This is a genomic window from Petrocella sp. (genome assembly GCF_059865615.1).
On sequence record NZ_JCBCDA010000004.1, the window covers coordinates 11,856 to 33,725 of the forward strand.

At 36.4% G+C, this 21,870-nt stretch carries 18 protein-coding genes; 15 read left to right on the top strand and 3 right to left on the bottom strand.

Translation table 11 applies throughout. The features are described 5' to 3' along the window. The first annotated feature begins 61 nt into the window (after window positions 1–61). The 6 genes from AC6F8J_RS00470 (at window position 62) to gatB (ending at window position 7,505) form a co-directional block, all read left to right on the top strand. Window positions 62–889 carry an exodeoxyribonuclease III gene (locus AC6F8J_RS00470; protein ID WP_275841477.1) on the top strand — a complete coding sequence of 276 codons (828 nt, stop codon included), beginning with the start codon at window positions 62–64 and terminating at the stop codon, window positions 887–889. Between the two features lie 372 nt (window positions 890–1,261). Continuing rightward, window positions 1,262–1,987 carry a YebC/PmpR family DNA-binding transcriptional regulator gene (locus tag AC6F8J_RS00475; RefSeq protein WP_500720279.1) on the top strand — a complete coding sequence of 242 codons (726 nt, stop codon included), beginning with the start codon at window positions 1,262–1,264 and terminating at the stop codon, window positions 1,985–1,987. A gap of 170 nt (window positions 1,988–2,157) precedes the next feature. Then, the gene (gene ligA / locus AC6F8J_RS00480; protein WP_500720281.1) at window positions 2,158–4,110 is read left to right on the top strand and encodes an NAD-dependent DNA ligase LigA; all 1,953 of its coding nucleotides are present in this window, start codon (window positions 2,158–2,160) and stop codon (window positions 4,108–4,110) included. A gap of 186 nt (window positions 4,111–4,296) precedes the next feature. Further along, window positions 4,297–4,584 (top strand): Asp-tRNA(Asn)/Glu-tRNA(Gln) amidotransferase subunit GatC, encoded by a 288-nt coding sequence (gatC, locus tag AC6F8J_RS00485; RefSeq protein ID WP_275841483.1) that lies wholly within the window; start codon window positions 4,297–4,299, stop codon window positions 4,582–4,584. A gap of 10 nt (window positions 4,585–4,594) precedes the next feature. Beyond that, window positions 4,595–6,052 (top strand): Asp-tRNA(Asn)/Glu-tRNA(Gln) amidotransferase subunit GatA, encoded by a 1,458-nt coding sequence (gatA, locus tag AC6F8J_RS00490; RefSeq protein WP_500720282.1) that lies wholly within the window; start codon window positions 4,595–4,597, stop codon window positions 6,050–6,052. Between the two features lie 13 nt (window positions 6,053–6,065). Beyond that, window positions 6,066–7,505 carry an Asp-tRNA(Asn)/Glu-tRNA(Gln) amidotransferase subunit GatB gene (gatB, locus tag AC6F8J_RS00495; RefSeq protein ID WP_500720284.1) on the top strand — a complete coding sequence of 480 codons (1,440 nt, stop codon included), beginning with the start codon at window positions 6,066–6,068 and terminating at the stop codon, window positions 7,503–7,505. Between the two features lie 46 nt (window positions 7,506–7,551). Here the strand turns inward: gatB and AC6F8J_RS00500 are convergent, their stop codons facing one another. Together AC6F8J_RS00500 and AC6F8J_RS00505 are read right to left on the bottom strand one after the other, a co-directional pair. Then, the gene (locus AC6F8J_RS00500) at window positions 7,552–8,328 is read right to left on the bottom strand and encodes an ABC transporter permease (RefSeq protein WP_500720285.1); all 777 of its coding nucleotides are present in this window, start codon (window positions 8,326–8,328) and stop codon (window positions 7,552–7,554) included. Continuing rightward, the gene (locus AC6F8J_RS00505) at window positions 8,328–8,942 is read right to left on the bottom strand and encodes an ATP-binding cassette domain-containing protein (RefSeq protein ID WP_500720287.1); all 615 of its coding nucleotides are present in this window, start codon (window positions 8,940–8,942) and stop codon (window positions 8,328–8,330) included. The genes AC6F8J_RS00500 and AC6F8J_RS00505 overlap by 1 nt, the downstream gene beginning before the upstream one ends. Window positions 8,943–9,055: 113 nt before the next feature. On the opposite strand from AC6F8J_RS00505, the gene AC6F8J_RS00510 reads away from it, so the two are divergent. Further along, window positions 9,056–10,813: a diguanylate cyclase gene (locus tag AC6F8J_RS00510; RefSeq protein WP_500720288.1), complete on the top strand. Its 1,758-nt coding sequence runs from the start codon at window positions 9,056–9,058 to the stop codon at window positions 10,811–10,813. Window positions 10,814–10,879: 66 nt separating this feature from the next. Here AC6F8J_RS00510 and AC6F8J_RS00515 read toward each other — a convergent pair whose 3' ends face one another. Next, complete coding sequence (locus tag AC6F8J_RS00515) at window positions 10,880–12,820, bottom strand: NAD(+) synthase (RefSeq protein ID WP_500720303.1); 1,941 nt, start codon at window positions 12,818–12,820, stop codon at window positions 10,880–10,882. Window positions 12,821–12,970: 150 nt separating this feature from the next. Between AC6F8J_RS00515 and AC6F8J_RS00520 the strand changes: the two genes are divergently transcribed. The 8 genes from AC6F8J_RS00520 (at window position 12,971) to AC6F8J_RS00555 (ending at window position 21,727) form a co-directional block, all read left to right on the top strand. Next, the gene (locus AC6F8J_RS00520) at window positions 12,971–13,429 is read left to right on the top strand and encodes a methylglyoxal synthase (RefSeq protein ID WP_500720289.1); all 459 of its coding nucleotides are present in this window, start codon (window positions 12,971–12,973) and stop codon (window positions 13,427–13,429) included. Between the two features lie 34 nt (window positions 13,430–13,463). Beyond that, window positions 13,464–14,036, top strand: coding sequence for a helix-hairpin-helix domain-containing protein (locus AC6F8J_RS00525; RefSeq protein WP_500720290.1), 573 nt, complete (start codon window positions 13,464–13,466; stop codon window positions 14,034–14,036). 11 nt (window positions 14,037–14,047) lie between these two features. Further along, complete coding sequence (locus tag AC6F8J_RS00530; RefSeq protein WP_500720292.1) at window positions 14,048–14,740, top strand: response regulator; 693 nt, start codon at window positions 14,048–14,050, stop codon at window positions 14,738–14,740. Continuing rightward, complete coding sequence (locus tag AC6F8J_RS00535; protein ID WP_500720294.1) at window positions 14,685–16,151, top strand: ATP-binding protein; 1,467 nt, start codon at window positions 14,685–14,687, stop codon at window positions 16,149–16,151. The genes AC6F8J_RS00530 and AC6F8J_RS00535 overlap by 56 nt, the downstream gene beginning before the upstream one ends. 81 nt (window positions 16,152–16,232) lie before the next feature. Then, window positions 16,233–17,234, top strand: coding sequence for a GerMN domain-containing protein (locus AC6F8J_RS00540; RefSeq protein WP_500720296.1), 1,002 nt, complete (start codon window positions 16,233–16,235; stop codon window positions 17,232–17,234). Between the two features lie 100 nt (window positions 17,235–17,334). After that, a complete protein-coding gene (locus tag AC6F8J_RS00545; protein ID WP_500720298.1) occupies window positions 17,335–19,611 on the top strand; it encodes a DNA internalization-related competence protein ComEC/Rec2 in 2,277 nt (758 codons plus the stop codon). Between the two features lie 8 nt (window positions 19,612–19,619). Further along, entirely contained in the window at window positions 19,620–20,615 is a 996-nt protein-coding gene (holA, locus tag AC6F8J_RS00550) for a DNA polymerase III subunit delta (RefSeq protein ID WP_500720300.1), read from the top strand. Between the two features lie 908 nt (window positions 20,616–21,523). Then, window positions 21,524–21,727 carry a group II intron maturase-specific domain-containing protein gene (locus tag AC6F8J_RS00555; RefSeq protein ID WP_500720305.1) on the top strand — a complete coding sequence of 68 codons (204 nt, stop codon included), beginning with the start codon at window positions 21,524–21,526 and terminating at the stop codon, window positions 21,725–21,727. The last annotated feature ends 143 nt before the right edge of the window (window positions 21,728–21,870 follow it).

A 21,870-nucleotide genomic window follows, 5' to 3' on the forward strand; every position in this document is an offset into this window, starting at 1 on the left:
ACATAAATTGTAATAGAGAGATAAAATGTCACATATAGATAATAGCAAAAAAGGAGTAATTATGAGATTTATATCATGGAATATTGATTCATTAAATGCCGCTTTAACAAGCGATTCTAATAGGGCAGTGCTTACAAGAAAAGTAATTGCTACAATATTAGAGAAGGATCCAGATGTTATTGCTTTGCAAGAAACGAAGTTACCTGAAAAGGGGCCAAGCAAGAAGCATATTGAATGTTTAGAAACCTTATTTAAAGGATATACTTATAAATGGCGAAGCTCTATGGCGCCAGCTAGAAAAGGTTATGCGGGGACCATGTTTTTATATAAGGACAAATACACCCCAAAAGTTGATTTTCCAGAGATTGAGGCGCCAGATACCATGGATTTTGAAGGAAGAATTATGACCTTAGATTTTGGGGCATTTTATCTTACTCAAGTCTATACCCCTAATGCAGGCGATGGGCTTAGAAGATTGAAAGAAAGACAAGTATGGGACGCAAAGTATGCCAAGTACCTTCAAAAACTAGATAAAATAAAACCGGTTATAGCAACAGGGGACTATAATGTAGCCCATAATGAGATTGACCTAGCTAACCCTCAGAGCAATCATATGTCAGCCGGTTTTACGGATGAAGAACGTGAAGGCTTTACAAATTTACTGAGTAAGGGGTTTACAGATACTTTTAGGTACGTTCATGGTGATGTGACAGGTATATACTCTTGGTGGGCACAACGGGTAAAAACAAGCAAAATCAATAACACCGGTTGGAGGATTGATTATTGGCTCGTTAGTAATCGGCTAACGGATAGAATTGCTAAATCTGAGATATTGGACTCTGGCGATAGGCAAGACCATGCGCCCACTATGTTGGACATTGCGTTATGACCAAAGGCACCAAAAAAAGATGGCAAGGGTAATTCCTATGTAGATACAATTAATCATCATATGCCATTAAGAGATGCAATGCAGACAGCATCAAGGAAAGTGTTCAAGAGAGTATTTTCATAAAGATAAAAGTGTCTTTGAGGTTTATTTGAGTACCCTTAGATATAGGTACTGATTTATAAAAATTTTAAACAGGCCAAAAATTTACAACTTAATATTTTGAGAAAAACTGAATTAGGGCATTTGTCTATAAATAGTTGACACAAACCCTTATGTCTTAAGGATTGTCAAAAATACTAATTAATGATAAAATAGCCTGAGACAAGTTATTTGAATCAGTTACTAAAATAGGATTAAAGGAGCAATATCCATATGTCTGGACATTCGAAGTTTGCCAATATCAAGCATAAAAAAGAAAAAAATGACGCTCAAAAGGGTAAGATTTTTACAAAATTAGGTAGAGAAATCATGGTTGCCGTAAAACAAGGTGGCGCAGATCCTGAGAACAATACAAGACTTAAAGAAATCATCAACAAAGCCAAGGCTAATAATATGCCCAACGATACCATATCTAGAAGTGTGAAAAAGGCTTCCGGAGAATCAAACGATGTAAGTTATGAAACCATAACTTATGAAGGTTATGGTCCGGGTGGTGTAGCGGTTATGGTGGTTTGTCTAACAGATAATAAGAACAGAACGGCGGCCAATGTACGCCATGCCTTATCCAAATATGGTGGTAACTTAGGAACAACCGGTTGTGTCTCTTTTATGTTTGAGAAAAAGGGACAGATTATCATAGAAAAATCCGATGATATTAACGAAGATGAATTGATGATGGCGGCAATAGAAGCCGGTGCAGAGGATATGATTACTGAGGAAGAAGGCTATGAGATTCTTATAGAGCCGGAGATGTTTAATCAAGTTCACGACGCCATGTCAGAACTGGGTTATACATTTTTATCAGCAGAAATTACCATGATGCCATCAACCATGACAGAACTGGGTGGAGATGATGAAATAAAAGCCATCGAAAAAATGTTGGATCATTTAGAAGAAGATGATGATGTTCAAGATGTGTACACTAATTGGGACCGTTAATAAGGTATAACCAATAGGTAAGCAAAGGGGCTTTCCTGATAAAAACGTTATGTTTTTTGGGATTGCCTTATTCTTTGTGTAAAATATGGCTGGTTGATAACTTTTATGATAGAATGAATAATCAAAAGTGAACAAATATCATGTATAATAATACTGGAAAAGAGGTTGTTATGTCAGAGATTATGCGCATGAAGGCATTGGTGGCATTATTATCAAAAGCTTCCAAAGCTTATTATCAAGAAAACCGTGAAATCATGTCCAACCTTGAATATGATCAACTTTATGATGAACTCGTAGCCCTTGAAGAGAAAAATGGACTGGTTTTACAAGGAAGTCCAACCAATCAGGTGGGTTATGAAATTGTTAGCAAATTACCTAAAGAAGCCCACAATTCTACAATGCTATCTTTAGATAAGACCAAAAGTCGAGATGATTTATTGAACTGGTTGGGTGATGAAAAGGGTCTCCTGTCTTGGAAACTGGATGGCTTAACCCTTGTCTTAACCTATGAAGATGGCATTCTGGCCAAAGGTGTTACAAGAGGAAACGGTATCGTTGGGGAAGTCATAACCAATAATGTACGTGTTTTTGACAATGTACCTCATAAAATAAACCATAAAGGTACTTTGGTTTTAAGAGGGGAAGCGGTCATCAAATACTCTGACTTTGAAAACATTAATGCTTTACTAAGCGAAGAAGAGCAATATAAGAATCCTAGAAATTTATGTAGTGGGACGGTAAGACAGTTAAACAATGCCATTACCGCCAGTCGACATGTGAATTTTTTTGCTTTTCAGTTGGTAAGTGGTGAGGGTCTGAAGTGGGACGCTAAGTCAGAACAACTGAATTGGCTTGGGACTTTAGGTTTTGATGTTGTCCCATTTAAAGAAGTGGATCGTCATAATCTCTTGACACAACTGGATATTTTTGAAAAAGAAATAATGGGTAATGATTTTGCATCAGACGGACTTGTACTAACCTTTGACTCAAGGACTTATTCTGAAAGTCTTGGTGTAACTTCCAAGTTCCCTAAGCATTCTATTGCTTTTAAGTGGCAAGATGAAATCAAAGAAACCCAATTAAAAAGTGTTGAGTGGCGTGCTTCAAGAACAGGACTGATTAATCCCATAGCCCAGTTTGAGCCTGTTGAGCTTGAAGGCACAACGGTGAGTAGAGCAAGTCTACACAATGTGAGCATTCTAAAGCAACTTGAGTTGGGTGTAGGTGACATCATAGAAGTGTATAAAGCCAATATGATTATACCTCAGGTTGCTGGCAATCAAACCAGAAGCAATACAATAGAAATTCCTGGAGAATGCCCGATTTGTAAACATCAAACTGAAATCAAAAAAGTTCAGGATGTGGAAGTATTATACTGTAACAATATGGCATGTGGCGCTAAGAAAATCAAAGCTTTAGCTCATTTTGTCAGTCGTGATGCTATGAACATCGATGGTTTAAGTGAGGCAGGCATTGAAAAATTTGTAGAGATGGACCTAATACATGAGTTGGCAGATTTATACAGTTTGGAACAGCATAAGGATATAATTATAAATAGTGAAGGTTTTGGTGAAAAATCTTTTGAAAATCTAATGGCAGCCATTCATACATCAAAAAAGGTTAAGCTAGAAAACCTTATTTATGCTCTAGGTATTCCTGGTGTTGGCCTAAGCAATGCCAGATTGCTTTCCAAATATTTTGATCATAATTTTGAAAAAATCAAAGAAGCAGATATTGAGACATTAGCTAATATAGAAGGTTTTGGTGAAATCATTGCTAAATCATTATATGATTTTTTCCATAATCCTAGCAATGTAAAAACGATAAAAGCCTTGGAAAATCATATTGAGATTGAAAAACCAGAGGAAAATACTATAGAACAGATTCTGAAAGATAAAATATTTGTCATAACAGGTAACCTGGAAACTTACATCAATAGAAAGGCACTCAAAGATGAAATAGAAGCTTTAGGTGGTAAGGTGACAGGTAGTGTGACAGGAAAAACAACGTATTTGATAAACAACGATGCCACTTCGTCGTCCGGTAAAAATAAAAAAGCCAAAGAGTTAGGTGTTTCTATTATCAACGAACAAGCTTATAAAAAACTAATAGAAAACCAGTAGAAACAGATACAAACCTATGAAATATAAGATGATCTTATAAGGTATGTTTCTTGATATAAGCCTAATGAAATGATAGAAGGAACGGTATCTGGCCATGCACTAGATGAATGGGCTAAACTGTGGTTGTAAAATAAAAAGAAATCATGACGCATAAATTATAGAAAATTAAGACTTGGAGGTTATGAGATGAAGATTACCAGAGAAGAAGTTGAGCATGTGGCCCACTTGGCACGGCTCAATCTAACAGAGGCTGAAAAAATTCAAATGACCAAAGATATGGAAGCCATTATCGGCTTTGCAGATCAAATTAATGCTCTAGAAATTGGGGATGTTATACCCACAGCTCATGTCATTCCAATTAACAATGTATTTAGGGAAGATGTGGCTAGACCTTCAATGGACCGAGAAAAATTACTTCGTAACGCGCCGAATCAGGAAAATGGGTGCTACAGTGTACCAAAAGTTGTAGAATAGGAGGCATATCATGCTATATCAGAAGTCAGTCAGTCAGTTGCAACATATGCTTCAAAATAGAGACGTTACCAGTGTGGAAGTCACTCAGTCCTACTTAGACAGAATCGAAGTGGTGGATAAAAAAGTAGGCGCCTATATTACAATCCCTAGGGAATTGGCTCTATCGACAGCCAAATCAGTGGATGAGAAAAGAAATAAAGGTGAAGTCTTGTCACCCTTTGCCGGGATACCCATCGGTATTAAAGATAACATGTGTACCGAAGGGCTTAGAACCACTTGTGCATCAAAAATGTTGGATAATTTTGTACCACCTTATGATGCCACCATTGTAAAAAAAATCAAAGAAAACGATATGATTATATTAGGTAAGCTGAATATGGATGAGTTTGCTATGGGGTCCTCAACAGAAAACTCCGCATATCATGTAACCAAAAATCCTTGGCAACTAAACCATGTCCCTGGAGGAAGCTCTGGAGGTTCAGCGGCGGCTGTTGCAGCAGAACTTGCACCCTTTACCTTGGGTTCGGATACCGGTGGCTCTATAAGGCAACCGGCCCATTACTGTGGTGTTGTGGGTATGAAGCCAACTTATGGAAGGGTTTCTAGATACGGCTTAATTGCCTTTGCATCCTCTTTGGATCAAATTGGTCCTTTAACAAGAAATGTCAGAGATGCAGCGCTTGCTCTAAATTTAATCTGTGGCCATGATAGAATGGATTCCAGCTCTGCTTTTGTGGATACGCCGGATTTTACCGCCTACTTAGATCGGGATATAAAAGATATGCGTATTGCTTTACCTAGAGAATTCATGGGCGAAGGCATTGCAGAAGATGTAAAAGCCAGTATATTAAAGGCTGTTAAAGTCCTAGAGCATATGGGCGCTATTGTGGATGAGGTACATATGGAAATGACGGAATATGCACTGCCATCGTATTACCTCATCTCTTCAGCAGAAGCATCCTCCAATCTTGCCAGATTTGATGGTATTAAATATGGTCACCAGGCAAAAGACTATGACACTCTTGTAGAACTTTATAAACAAAGTAGAGATGAAGGCTTTGGTGCCGAGGTGAAAAGACGTATCATGCTTGGAACCTATGCCCTCAGCTCCGGTTACTATGATGCTTACTATAAGAAGGCGCAACAAGTTAGAACCTTGATTAAGAATCAGTTTGATCTTCTTTTTGCAGAATATGACCTTGTACTTACCCCGACAGGACCAACGACGGCCTTTAAACTAGGTGCTAAGGTCAATAATCCTATAGAGATGTATCTCAACGATATTTGTACAGTACCTATTAACATAGCAGGTCTTCCAGCAATATCTTTAAACAGTGGCTTCGATCGAATGGGATTGCCTATTGGCCTTCAATTAATTGGAAAAGGCTTTGATGAAGGTACAATATTAAAGGTTGCACACGCTTACGAGCAGGCAAACGTGCTTGATAAAGTAAGACCGGAATTATAGGAGGGCAGATAACATGGGTTATGAAGATTATGAAATAGTCATGGGTCTTGAAGTGCACTCAGAACTCAAGACCAATACAAAGATATTTTGCGATTGCAAGAATGAATTCGGTGGTGAACCCAATACCCACTGTTGTCCTATTTGTACAGGGATGCCGGGAACGCTGCCCGTACTTAATGGAAAAGTTGTTGAATATGCAATTAAGGCAGGGCTTGCAACCAATTGTAAGCTTAACCAATTTAGCAAACAAGATAGAAAAAACTATTTCTATCCGGATTTGCCGAAGGCCTACCAAGTCTCTCAATTTGATTTACCTTTATGTTATGAAGGTGAAGTTGAGATTGAAGTTGAAGGTAAGATAAGGAAAATCGGTATCACAAGAATTCACATAGAAGAAGATGCAGGGAAGCTCAATCATGAGATTGGTGGTACCTTGGTGGATTATAACCGTTGTGGTATTCCTTTAATTGAGATTGTGTCAGAACCGGACTTTAGATCTCCGGTTGAAGTGGGCATATATATGGAAAAATTAAGAACTATTTTGCTTTATGCGGATGTTTCTGATTGTAAAATGAATGAAGGTTCTCTAAGATGTGACGTGAACCTCTCCGTTCGTAAAAAAGGTGAAAAAACACTTGGTACAAGAACAGAGATGAAAAACATCAACTCCTTTAGTTTTGCTGTAAAAGCTGCTGAGTACGAAGCCAAAAGACAAATAAAAGTCTTAGAATCCGGAGGTACCATCATTCAGGAAACCAGACGATGGGATGAAGCAAAGGGTATAACTGTCTCTATGCGTACAAAGGAAGAAGCCCATGATTACAGATATTTCCCTGAACCGGATTTGATGCCAATTATTACAACGGATGAACAGATTCTTAAATGGAAAGCATCACTTCCAGTTATGCCGGATGTTAGAAAAGCTCGTTATATGCAGAAGTATGAGCTTGGAAGCAAGGAAGCGGCTATTTTAGTAGCATCTAGAAAAATGGCTGATTTCTTTGAAGCTGGTGCAAGTTGCTCTAAGAATCCCAAAGCGGTCGCCAATTGGATAATATCTGAAGTGTATAGCCGTTTAAATGAAGATGAAAAAGAACAAGGTCCTATGCCCATTAAGGGAGAAAATCTTGGCAACTTGGTCAATCTGATTGAAGAAGGTATTATTAGCGGTAAGATGGCTAAGACGGTTTTTGAGAAAATGTGGCAAACCGGTAAAGCGCCTGCAACCATTGTTGAAGAAGAAGGTTTGAAACAAAACAGTGATGAAGATGCCCTAAGATCTATCGCATCAGAAGTGTTGAATAACAATGAAAAAGTTGTAGCCGATTATTTGGGTGGTAAAGAGGCGGCTATTCAGTCACTTATGGGACAAATGATGAAAGCCACCAAAGGTAAGGCCAACCCTAAGATGGTCATTGATTTATTAAAAGAATTATTAGAAGCAATGAGGTAAAAAAAGGCTGGACATTCACAAGGATAAGGTGAAGGTCCATCTTTTTTTAAGCATTGCCGATGACATGCGGCTTTAGGCGGTCATAATCATCAAAAGCCCTTGACCTTGTTAAATAGATAGCCAATACAGCCGTCAGATGCCGTGTGGTGAAGATGGCAATCATGATGGCAATCTGATATTTGATGGCTGTAATAGGGATAGACCCGCCAAGAATCTGTCCGGTCATCATGCCAGGCAAGGAAACCAAGCCAATGGTCTCTATAGATGCAATGGTTGGGGATATTGAGCTTTTTAGAGCATGAACAAAATAAGGTTTTAACGCTTCAGAACGACTGGCAGATAGGGAAAGATTATAGTAATAGGTTTTTTCACCGTCTTTAATCTGCTTATAAAAAGTGTTAATGGCAAGAATATTGCCGCTTAGACTATTACCAAGCAGCATACCGCCAATAGGAATCAGATGTTGGGCATCAAAAATATCCGTCAGGTTCACAATAAAATAATTAAAGAACATGAGTACAAGAAAGTGGGGTATAAAAACAGCCAACCAGATAAGAAACCCAAATGTCTTAATGGATAGCTTGGTGGTTTTTAACATTGAATAGCTGGCAATAGTCATCATGAGCATGATATAGATGACATTAATCCAAGGTGTATTCTGATCAAAAAGCCATTGAAGGACTAAACCAATTAGAGAAAGCTGTAGAATCATTCTGAAAATAGCGAAGGCAATCTTAACATTCATCTTAATAGCATAATGAATATTAAAAAGGAAAACAGGTAAAACAAGGAAGAACAACATATACATATTAGATGTTTCCATTAAAAAGTCACCTCCCTAAGGCTATTTTTACTTTTCCATAGAGCATCATGAGATACAATAATAACGGTAGCATCCAAAGTCATAATATACTCTATAATTAAGGCCTTAAGATCATGGTCAAGACCGGAAGTGATTTCATCTAGTAGTAAGAAAGGTCGATTTAGTAAAAGGGCAATGATTAATCCGATACGTTGTCTTTCTCCACCGGAGAACTCTTGGATTTGGGTACTTAGAACTTGATCATCTAGTTTGAAAGTTTTGCTAAGTGAAAGGAAGTTATCCTTATAATCCTCAATATGATGATTGACTTTGTATGAAAAAATCTCATCTAGTAAAGCTTCAGTGGTTAAAGATGGCAGATCCGTATCTTGGCTGACATAGGCGATTTTTTCACGAATGGCTTTTAGATTGTGATGGTTTAATGTCATATCATCTATGACAATATCACCACTGTCCGGTTTATCAAAGCCTAACAGAAAACGGATGAGTGTGGTTTTTCCACTTCCGGAAGATGCAAAAAGAAGTACTTTCTCTCCGGATTTGATTTTTAGGTTAAAGTCTTTAAAAAGTACTTTATCACCATAACGTTTATTAATGTCTATGTAATGAATCATAGGCGCTCCTAGTGTTAATTCTAAGTTTGTAGTGACAATTCTTAAGGATGACTTGTTTTATCCTTCATCCGGTTATATAATGAACATAAACTAATTGATGACAGGTGGCAGACATGAATCTATTTAACAAGTACAGCTTATCTTTAATGAATAAAATTATTATAGCATTTGTTGCCTATTTTGTAATGGTATTAATTGTATTTTCCTTGATTGTTATTTTGATTGATCGAGGACAGGTCTTATCTATTTCCAATGAATTTTCTCAAGCGATTGCCATAGACAAAGCAAAAACAGTCGAGCTTTGGTTGAATGAAAAAGTCAGCAACGTTAGTATGTTGGCTTTGACAAGTGAAGTTCAATCTATGAACCAAGATGCGTATCTACCTTTACTTGAATCAGCAATAAGTGACAAAGAGGGTATCTATGGTCGCTATTTTGTTATTGATAGACAAGGGATTCTAGTAGATACATTGGGGATTAGAAAAAACTTAGCAGAGGATTTCGAGTTCCAAAAAACCATGACGGGTGAAGTGTCAGTTGTGGTAGCCCAATCCTCCTATGATGACACCTTTAAACAACCCACTTTTCGTATTATGGTACCAATAGAAGTCAACGGAAGGATACAGGGCGTTCTGGGTACGACTATATTACTAAAAGACTTAAGTCAGCTCATATCATCTACAGCCATACAAGAAACTGGTTTTGCATGGGTAGTAGACGAATACGGTCAGGTTATAAGCCACAAAGATGCTAATCAGGTTTTGAATATGAACATCATGTCAGATGACAACATAGGTTACGAAGGCTTATCTGTCTTGAGTGAGCAAATGAAAGTCAATCATCAAGGCGTTGAAAAATTTACCAATCCAAATGGTGAGAAAAATTATGTGACCTATAAAAGTATCCCAGGCTCTCCGGGATGGCATGTCATTATAACCTTATATGCATCAAGTGTATACAAGACACTTAGAGAATTATTTGTTTATATGACTGTTCTGGTGGTTGTACTTGGACTCATATCCTATTTAGTGACGTACTTCCTAGCCAAAGATATAACCGATGCCATTAAAAAACTTATTGGTGTTATGAATAAATTTACCAGTGGTGTTAAAGGCATCAGAGCCAAAGTTGAATCCCAAGATGAGATTGGTATGCTTTCACAATCCTTCAATGCCATGGCAGATACCATTGTGGCCCATACAGATAATGTTGAAGAGCTTATCAAAGAACGCACTCAGATTTTAGCGGATTTGAATTATCAGATAGTAAGTCGAAATAAAGAACTTGGAACAATGAATGAAGAGCTTGAAAAAACCAATGACAAGTTACATGAACTAGCCTCTACGGATATGTTAACAGGGCTTTATAACAGGTATCAGTTCGTAAGAGAATTGCAAAAAACCATTGAACTGGTTAATGTAGAAGATGAACAAAACTTTTCACTGCTTTTTATTGACCTAGATAACTTCAAGGAATACAATGATACTTTTGGACACGAAATCGGTGATTTTCTTTTAACTGAAGTGGCAAAAATCCTTAAGGAGAATGTAAGAGAAAATGATATCGTTGGTCGTTATGGTGGAGATGAATTTGTCATTATGCTAAGACAGGGTACTTATGATATTGCAAAAGCTATAGCTGAACGCATACATGGTGCAATCTTAGGACGTGATGGTTTTAAGAAAGAGCTTTCGAAAAAACTGAATGGGGAAGTCAAAATTATGGGTAAGCACAAGTTGTCCAGCTCCATTGGAATCGTTAATTATATGAAATCTATGAAAATCACAAAAGCCGAGGACTTATTGGTCATAGCAGATGAAACTATGTATAAGGCAAAAAAAGCAGGTAAATCCAGAGTTGTCGTTAATTGATTTATAAAGCCACTAAAAAGACCGTCCTATTTCATAATGGAAATAGCACGGTCTTTTTAAGAATAACTAAAGAGATTCGATTTCCACAAGCCATGAACGAACAACCCCATCGCTTGGCATACGCCAATCACCTCGAGGGGAGAGGTTTATGGAACCTACTTTGGGACCGTCGGGCATACAAGAACGCTTAAACTGCTGACTGAAGAATCTTTTATAAAAAATTCTCAACCATTTTTTGACAATGGCCTCTGTATAGAGCTCTTGAAACGCCAGATTGGCCAAGTGAAATATTTTCGATGGTGAGAAACCGAAACGAACACAGTAATAGAGGAAGAAATCATGTAGTTCATAAGGGCCTATTAGATCTTCTGTTTTTTGGGTGATGGTACCATCAGAATCAGGTGGCAAGAGTTCGGGGCTGACTGGTGTATCTAGTATATCCAGTAGAACTGTTCTGGCAGAATCCGGTACTTTGTGATGGGCGACCCAGTTGACCAAATATCTGACCAAGGTTTTAGGAATAGAAGTATTCACCGCATACATGGACATATGGTCACCATTGTATGTGGCAAAACCTAGCGCCAACTCGGATAAATCTCCGGTACCTACAACGATACCACCTGCCTTATTAGCATAATCCATTAGGATTTGTGTTCTCTCACGAGCTTGTGTATTTTCGTAAGTAACATCATGAGTATTCGGGTCGTGGTCAATATCATGAAAATGTCTTAGACAAGCTTCTTTAATCGGTATTTCTTTGAGTGTACACCCCAGTTGCTTAATTAAATCACATGCGTTATTATATGTTCGATCTGTGGTGCCAAAGCCTGGCATGGTGATTGCAATTATTTTTTTGGGGTCCATGTTTAACAGGTTAAACGTATGTAAACATACCAATAAAGCCAGAGTGGAATCTAGACCGCCGGAAACACCGATTATAACTGTTTGACAACCGATATGCTCAAGTCTTTTGGCGAGCCCCATGGACTGAATACTAAAGATTTCTTCACATCGAACATGCAGCTTTTTAGGATTTATAGGAACAAAAGGATGGGGATTTACATAACGATTGATTATAAGTGGCTTATGAACATTTGCATAAGAACAAATCGTATAACTTGAGAGGTCTTGTTGATACCCATCAGCATAGATGCCCATTTTTCGTCGATCACTTAAGAGTCGATCGATATCAATGTCACTGACGATAAGTTGGTTTTTCATGATAAATCGCGAATTTTTCGACAATAAAGTTCCATTTTCATAAATAAGGCACTGACCGCCAAAAACAAGATCAGTTGTCGATTCACCATAACCGGAAGAAGCATAAATATAACCAGTTATTGTTTTTGCAGATTGACTGCAAATCAAAGATTTCCTATATTCGTTTTTTTCGACCAAATCATTACTTGCAGAAGGATTGAAAATCAAGGTGGCACCGGCCACAGCCATAGGACCGCTTGGCGGGTTGGGTACCCATAAGTCTTCACAGATTTCTATGCCAAAAGTAACTTCAGGGTATTGATCGTTTTGATACAGCATGTTAAAACCAATAGGAACATGGACAGAATCAATTAAATAATTGCGTTGGACCAAGTGTTTGCCTTGTTCGAACCATCTTTTTTCATAGAATTCGCCATAATTTGGAATATGGCTTTTGACGGTAATCCCGATGATGGTGCCTTTACTAATAACAACTGCACAATTAAAAAGAGCATTGCCCACGGTTAAGGGTGCACCAACAATTAGGGTGATATCAAAAAGTGAACTTTCTTTTTTTAATCGAATCAGTTGATTGACAACTTGATTTTGCAAATGCTTTTGCAAGAAGAGGTCTCCGCAAGTATAGCCTGTAATTGATAATTCAGGAAATACGAGAATGGCTACATCTTGCTGGACCGCTTCTTTGGTCAAATTAATTATTTGGTTTGTATTATGTTCACAGTCAGCTACTTTGGTTAATAGAGTAGCTGCACCAACACGTATAAATCCTTTTGTCACTTTAACCATCCTTTCTTTTTCCATATATAGGCTTATTTTATCACAAATCCGTATCAAATGGTCAATTTAACAACAATAATCTTGTAATTATATTCAATATTATGTAAAATATAATAGTATGTAAATGAACAGATAAACAGCATACAGAGGGAGGCTAACATGAACCAAGATTATAAGATGAACATTCAAAAAAAGATTGCTTTGGTAGCCCATGACAATAGAAAAAAAGATTTAATGAATTGGATTCAAATCAATAGAGATGCTTTAAGCACCCACTTTTTATATGCGACAGGTACCACGGGTCAGATCATTGTTGAAAAAACCGGATTACCGGTTAGAACATTTAAGAGTGGTCCATTAGGCGGTGATCAGCAAATAGGTGCAAAAATCATTGAAGGTGAAATAGACTTTATGATATTTTTCTGGGATCCTTTAGAAGCTCAACCACATGATCCAGATGTTAAGGCACTCCTTAGAATCGCCGTTTTATATGATGTGCCCATTGCAATGAATTATGCAACAGCTGATTTTATTTTTTCCTCAGACTTGATGGTTAAAGAATATGATCGATTGGTTATTGACTATACAAAACGTTTGAAAAGACATATAGATTTATAAAAAAGGATAGAGTGTATTTAGTTGAGAGGTTATTATGAAAAATAAGTGGCTATACATGGGGGTAATTCTGCTGGTTGTCATTTCTTCAGGATTATTCTATATGGGTCAAATCAAGGATAAAGAAGGCATCCGTATTGAAACGGAAAACTCAAAAAAGTCGGTTGAAGATGAAGAAGATACTGATGAGGTAATGAATAAGATTTACATTCATCTATGTGGTGCCGTCAAAAATCCGGACGTCTATAAAGTCAATGAGAGTGCCCGTCTTTTTGAAGTGATTGCAATGGCAGGTGGTTTAGAAGAAGATGCGGTAAAAGAGTCTATTAACCTTGCCCGTAAAGTTATGGATGGCGAGCAGATTTATGTGCCATTCGAAGGAGAAGAACAAATATCTTATATAACGCAGGAAAAACAAAGTAAAGTGAGCCTGAATCAAGGTACAAAAGAACAATTAATGACTTTAACAGGTATCGGTGAGGTAAGGGCAAATGCTATTGTTAAGCATCGAACTCAAAAGGGAGCCTTTGTACGTATCGAAGATATTATGTTGGTTGAAGGGATCAAGGAAGCCATGTTTGAAAAAATAAAAGATGACATAGGTTTATAGTGGGGTAAAAGATGAGCAAAAAAATTTTGGTAGTAGACGATGAAAAGTTAATCGTAAAAGGTATAAAGTATGGTTTGGATCAAGATGGTTATGAAGTAGATGTCTCCTATGATGGAGAAGATGCATTATCACATGCTAAGGCCAATGACTATGACTTAATCATATTGGATGTAATGCTGCCTAAAATGGATGGTGTTGCAGTGTGTCAACAGATCAGAGAATTTTCCAAAGTACCGATAATCATGCTGACAGCAAAAGGTGATGATATGGACAAAATTCTTGGTCTGGAATATGGTGCAGATGATTATATGACAAAACCTTTTAACATACTGGAACTGAAGGCAAGGATAAAAGCAATTATTAGACGTTCCGGTTTCAAAGGTGAAACACAGACGGAAGAATATAAAGTGCTCAAATCAGGTGAAATCAAGCTAGAAGTTGAAAGCAGAAGGGTTTATGTTAAAGAAGGTGAAGTGAGCCTTACGGCTAAAGAGTTCGACTTATTAGAATTATTTATCACCCATCCGAATAAAGTATACAGTAGAGAAAATCTACTCAATGTGGTCTGGGGTTACGATTATCCAGGGGATGTTAGAACAGTTGATGTTCATGTTAGAAGATTGCGTGAAAAGGTTGAACCCAATCCCAGTGAACCGACATACATACATACAAAATGGGGAGTTGGCTATTATTATCAACATTAAATTTAAGATTATAAAAAGTATAAGAACCAAGTTGTTTATTTCTTTAGTAGCAATTGGTATATTACCTTTATTTATCCTAACATTATCTATATTTTCATCGGTTAGAAACTATAGTCGAAATGAGAAAAAAACTGAAATGTTGCGTCATGCGAACACCATTAGTACTAACCTAAGCCGAAGAGACTATTTTGATAATATTGAAAATGTAAATTATCTGGATAATATTCAATCTATTATTGCAGATCGTTTTCTGATTATGAACAGTGATGGACAAATCACTTATGATTCTAATCATTTTGATGAAGATAAGCTCAACAGTTCTCAGCCAGTATTAAAAATCTTACAAGGCACGTCTACAAATATAATTGAAGAAGATAAAAAACTAAATGTGGTGAGAATATACACACCCATTTACGATAACGATCACAAAATAGTCATAGGCGTCACCATGTTAAGTGGCCAGTATGATCAGATTGAAATGACGATATCTAGAATGCGTAACATAGCATACCTTCTAATAGTTGGTATTTCTTTGATTATCCTTATATTAAACTTCTATTTCTCAGGATTATTAACAAAACCCTTTCGAGAATTTGTCAATCATCTAAAAAGAGTTTCCGAAGGTCATATTGACGAAAGAATTGATGTACGTGGTAATTATGAGATTGAAGAAATTGGTTTAGCTTTCAATGAGATGTTAACCACAATAGAAGAGATTGATGATTCTAGACAAGGGTTTGTTGCGAATGTATCACATGAGTTGAAGACACCGCTAAGCTCTATGAAGGTCTTGGCAGAATCATTGCTATGCCAAGATGATGTTCCAAAGGAACTCTATAAAGAATTCATGGAAGACATCAATGCAGAAGTCAATCGAGAGACGAAGATTATTAATGACTTGCTAACACTGGTAACATTAGATAAAAAAGAAAGCTATCTGAATATTGATAATACGAACATTAATAAACTGGTTGAGCAAGTTATGCGTATGCTTAAGCCGATTGCGGATAAAAAAGATGTCATTCTTGAAATAGAGAGTTTCCGTGAAGTCTTTGCTGAAGTGGATGAAACAAAAATGTACTTGGTATTTATGAATCTAATAGAAAACAGTATTAAGTACAACAATGAATATGGAAAAGTTACCGTAACCATTAATGCTGATCACAGAGATTTGAGTATTCAGATTATGGATACAGGCGTAGGTATACCACCTGAAAGCGTGGATAAGGTTTTCCAAAGATTTTATCGAGTTGACAAGACAAGATCTAGGGATACAGGTGGTACAGGTTTGGGGCTTAGCATTGTTAATAAAACCATTTTACTTCATGGTGGTAGTATAAAGTGTATCAGTGAAGAAGGCGTCGGAACTACTTTTATATTACGATTGCCTTTATCTCAAACGATGAGATAAGCATACATGTGAGGTTATCAAAAAAGTGAGAATTCATATAATATTAATAGTTAGGACGCACAACTGAAATATGTATTGGTTATGATGAGTGGTATCGAGTTTGAGGATATAATACAGTGGACGGAAGGTGAGCTTATGAGACGTGTATTGGTCGCTGTCACTTTACTTGTATTGCTTTTTGCAAGTTGTAAACCAGAAGTTGAAGAAGTGATTATTGAAGAGAATAAGGAAGTACTTTTAGCTTATTTGGTAAATGGCAAAAAAGATGAATTAGTGGCGTATGAGGTAGAAGTACATACAAATGACCTTACCAATCAGATTGAGCAGATTCTTGATGTTTTAAGCACGGGCGATATTACGCAAAAATTATTACCAACCATACCAAAAGACTTAACTATAAATCAGCTAGAAATTAAAGAAGGCAATATAATAGTTCATATGCCAAACGATATTAAAGATATGGAACAGATTGACTTTCTTTTATGTAGAACTTCTTTAATCAGAAGTTTGACATCGATTGAAGCCGTTGTTTCGATAGAATTTTATGTAGATGGATTACCTTTAAAAGATAGCAATGGTAAGATTTATGGGCCTTTCTTTAAATCAGATGTAATTGTTAATATGGAATCTGAAAACGAAGTGGTTAAGTCCGTTCATCTAAATCTTTATTTTCCGGAACAAAAAGGAGAATTTTTGATTAAAGTAAATCGAGAGGTTGGTATTAAATCAAATGAGAGTATTGAGGAACGTATCATCAAGGAACTTATGTTGCCGCCAGAGGGGCATAATCTGATAAGCTTAATACCTCAAGAGACGGTTGTAAAAAGTATCTATGTAGACCATGGTATTTGTTATATCGATTTCAATGAAGCCTTTAGAATGGAACATATTGGAGGATCGACCAGCGAAGTGATGAGCATCTATGCCATTGTTAACAGTCTGACAGATCTACCGAATATAAATAAAGTTCAATTTTTAATAGAAGGCAAAAAGTCAGAAAGCTTTACAGGTCATTTGCAGTTTGATATATTATTTGAACAAGGCTTGGACTTAGTCAGAAGAGACAGTAAAATAAAGGATTAAACCCTGAATATAATTAAGAGCAACTTAGTATTGACACCTTGACTTCTAGATTAAAGTGTTAGGTAAAGATTAGATAAATGATGAGATAGGGGACATAATCATGAAAAGACCCTTGGTGCTAATGACCTTGATTGGTATTGTCGGTATCTTATTAGGAATGGGGCACTATGATGTTAGTATAGCATTGGGGATGCTCTTGTTATATAAATATAGAAACTTAATAAAACAGAGTCAATATAAGCATGTGTTCCCATTATTGGGCATATGCTTATTTTCATTTTTACGGGTCTTTTTTTATAATCAATCCTATGAAGCTTCCCTTCAATATTATGCTGAAGGCTCGCGTTTAGAAGTGGAAGGTCGTATAAAAGAAGTGCGAGTAGGAGAAAAATATCATACATATATCCTGAAGCCTAACAAGGTCAATGGTAAAACACTTCAAAAAGGAATACGGTTGATTACAGAGGATGTGTTAGACATCGGTGAATGGATTGTTGCTGAGGGAGAAGCTCTTGAAACAAAGGGAAAGCGAAATGAAGGCGGATTTGATGCCTTGTCATATAACAAAAGCAGAGGCATAGTTGGTACAGTTTTTACAAAAGAAGTGCATAGCCCTAAGAAACAAAACTATAATTGGAGACTTAAGATAGACCATCTTAGGAAGTCACATGAAAAAAGACTACACTTACTCTTACCTCAAGCTGAGGCAGAATTATTATCAACGCTATTACTGGGAAGTAAGCGTATGGATGATGATGTTAGAGAATACTTTGAAAAAGCAGGATTGATTCATATTTTATCCATCTCAGGGCTACATGTTTCCATTATTGGGTATGGTCTATTTAAAGCGTTAAATAAAGGTGTTAAAAATCAGGGAGTAAGTGCGATTATTGCAATGATTTTCTTACTCTACTATTGTATCTATACCGGTATGCAAATATCCACGGTGAGAGCTACGATTATGATTGGTCTCTATTTGATCCAGTTTGTAGTGAATCGACGGTATGATAAAACCACTGCGGTTAGTTTTGCTGCCTTTGGAATGCTTCTGTTGCATCCTTATCAACTAATCCATATAGGGTTTCAATTGTCATTTGGTGCGGTCCTTAGTATATTCTATATAGAACCCTTGCTGAAAACAAACTGGATGCCTATTGAAAAAGGTCCGATTGCAGGGATACGCATATTAATTGCAGTTCAGATTGGAATATGGCCTCTACTTGCATATTATTTTTACAGCTTGCCGGTTTATGGTTTTTTAGGCAACCTTCTTGTACTGCCTATTGTTGGTATATTAATATTTTTCTCGATTTTAAGTTTATTTGTAAGTTATATCAGCATGGGTATTGGAACCTTTATTATGGGTGTTTCATATTGGAGCGTGAGTTATATGCAGCAGATAACATTATTAATTGATGAATTGCCCTACAACACACTATATATACAAGCACCCAACATCTATTTTATAATAGCCTATTACATTGTTATAGCTTTGTGGATTATGGGTCTACCTAGTAAAAAAACAGGTGTATGTTTAGCAACACTTGTCTTATTGTCTGTATCTTTATATTTATTAGACCTTGAAACTATGGAGATACATTTTCTGGATGTGGGTCAAGGCGACAGTATAGTCATAAATTATCAAAACCGTACGATAATGATTGATGGTGGCGGAGATATAAAGAAAAAGGGAGATAATGTAGGAATGGAGGTTCTATTACCATTTCTCAGGCATCAAGGGATTGATAAAATTGATACAGTATTTATAACTCATAGTGATTTTGATCATATTTATGGTATAATTGAAATCGCAAATCATATACCAATAAGTGAAGTCATATTGCCTTTTGTTTATAAAGAAAAGGATGATCCATTAATCAATCAGTTGCTATCTTATCTAAATGATCAGCTTACACAAGTACACTATTTTAAAGCGGGAGATCAATTATCATATAAGAACATAAATATATCTTGCTTATGGCCTGAAAGCAAATATATGAGAGATAACAATAGGAATTCACTGGTACTTTATTTAGAACTAAAGGATTTAGATGTACTTTTATTGGGTGATGCCGGTATTTTAGAAGAAGGGGCCATTATGAAAGATTCGTCATTATTAAATAGAGAGGTGGAAGTGCTAAAAGTTGGTCACCATGGTTCATCCACCAGTTCGTCTGAGATTTTCTTGGAAAAAGTTAGTCCGACGCTCAGCGTTATATCCGTAGGCGAGAAAAATACATACGGTCATCCCAATGATGAAGTGGTAAAGAATCTAGAGCGGTTTTCCAAACATGTCTTAATGACTAAAGACCAAGGCGCCATTCGTCTTAGGTATAGAAAGGGTAAGGCAACCGTTCAAAGCATGATTAAGGAGTAGAGAAAGAAATGGAAGGTTTGAAACAACAAATTAAAGAACAAAAAATTAATAACATTATGTTATTTTTCGGCGAAGAGACGTTCATGCTGGACTACTATGTAAAAAAAATTGTTGAAGTAATAATAGGTGACGGAGAGAAAACAATGAATCATGATGTTTTTGATGATCGTAAAACTGTTTTTTCGAATATTGAAGACAGTATGGATACAATGCCCTTTTTTTCAGACGGTCGCGTCATCATACTTAAGAATCTAGGTTTGTTTGAAAAGTCAGGAACAAATTTAGCCATTCTTTTAGCAGAAAAATTGAATCAACTACAGTCTACAACATATGTTATTCTAATTGAACAAACGATAGATAAGCGCACCAAGCTTTATAAATCGATTCATAAAAATGGGTATATTTGTGAGTTTCCCTTATTGGGTGAAAGCGAACTGATTCGTTATATTGCCAAAACACTTAATCCATATGGGAAGAAGATTGAACAAAAAGAAGCTAGATATTTAATCTATTATGTAGGTAATCAATTAACTGTTTTGCATAATGAAATCAACAAACTAATCCATTATATCGGAGACAGTGAAGTGGTGACCCATGAAGCCATCGAAGCCATTTGTCAAAAAAGTGTTGAAAGCAAGATTTTCGAATTGGTGGATTGTATGGGTACAAAAAAAAGAGCCCGAGCATTAAAGCTCTACCATGATCTGTTATCGGCAAAAGAACCATCCAATAGGATTCTGTTCATGTTAACCAGACAGTTTAGAATGGTTTATAAATGTAAGTTATTGCTAGGAGAAGGTCTTGAAAGCAATGACATTGGTAAAAAGCTAAAAATCCAATCTTTTGTAGCAAGAAAATGTCTAGAACAGGGTAAAACATTTAGTCTTACTGCTTTAGAAGAAGCATTAAAAAAATGCTTAGAATGTGAAATCGATATAAAAACGGGTGTTTTTATGCCGGACTTAGCTGTTGAACAACTCATCATTCGATATAGCAGCATATAGAAAAGTCAGTACAACATAAGCTAAGCCAACAATAACCATGAAGTTTCTAAAGAAGAAAATACCAATGGTCGGTCAAAACCATACAGACTGTGGAAAAGTTTTCATGAAAACTATATAAAAAGCTATAAAAGAGTCCAGAACAAAGAGGTTGCGCCGTGCTTTACAAAGCAAATTGTTCCGGCAGGAAAGATCCCCTTGATAGTTAATGCGATGATTCAACCCATTAACAAAGCATAGACTTTCCTATTAGAATAAAAAAAGCACATCAGAAGATGTGCTTTTTTTTATGTGTGCCAGGCATGGAACTAATCTAGCTAGTGAAAGTCTAGCCACGGGTATTTACCGCCAAGTGTAGCGAACCATAAGTTGGTATCAGTAATGATATAGATGAAGGAAGTGGTGTAGCAAAATTCTTGAGCCTACAAACAGAAACTAGGTGGGTGAGGTTGTATATCAAACTAAAGCCCAAAAGGTAAATGTAAACCGAAGTTGTAAATCAAGAGGTTGTGGAATGAAAGATTAGTGTCTTAGCCTGGGAGACCCTACCCACATATCAAAAGATATGGTCGAAAAAGGTTTGGGGAGGGAGTCAGATGAAGTTATAGTAGGTGTAATAACTGAAGGACTGAAGTGGGAACGTAACCGAGGGATATTGTCTATATCTAGAGGAGTGATATGTATAAATTTTACAATAAACAGAGGAGTAACAGCAATGAAATTAATTGAAGTGATTACAACAAAAGAGAACTTAAAAAGAGCGTACTAGAAAGTTGTTGCTAATAAAGGTGCTAGTGGGATTGATGGTATAAGGGTAGAGGAACTAGGGGATTACATTAATTCTAATAAAGATGATATTGTGAATTCTATTAGAAATAGGACATATTTTCCAAAACCAGTACGAAGAGTATATATACCAAAAAGCAATATCACGTTCCTTAGTAGTAACAATAAAAAGGGTAGATCAAATGGTTGTTGGGTGGATAAATTACTTTAGAATTGGAATGATGAAAGGATTCATGGAAGAGTTTGGAGCATGGTTAAGACATAAAATAAGGGTGATTTTTATGAAACAATGGAAGATACCTAAGACAATCTATAGAAATTTGACCTAGCTAAATAGAAAATATAATAATGGGTTCAATAAAGTTGCAAACCCAAGACTTGGGTGCTACAAAAGAAGTGGGATGAATGTAATGAATTTTATACTAAATCCAAAGTTACTTGAAACAAAAATAAAGGACGGAGCATGTTTGCT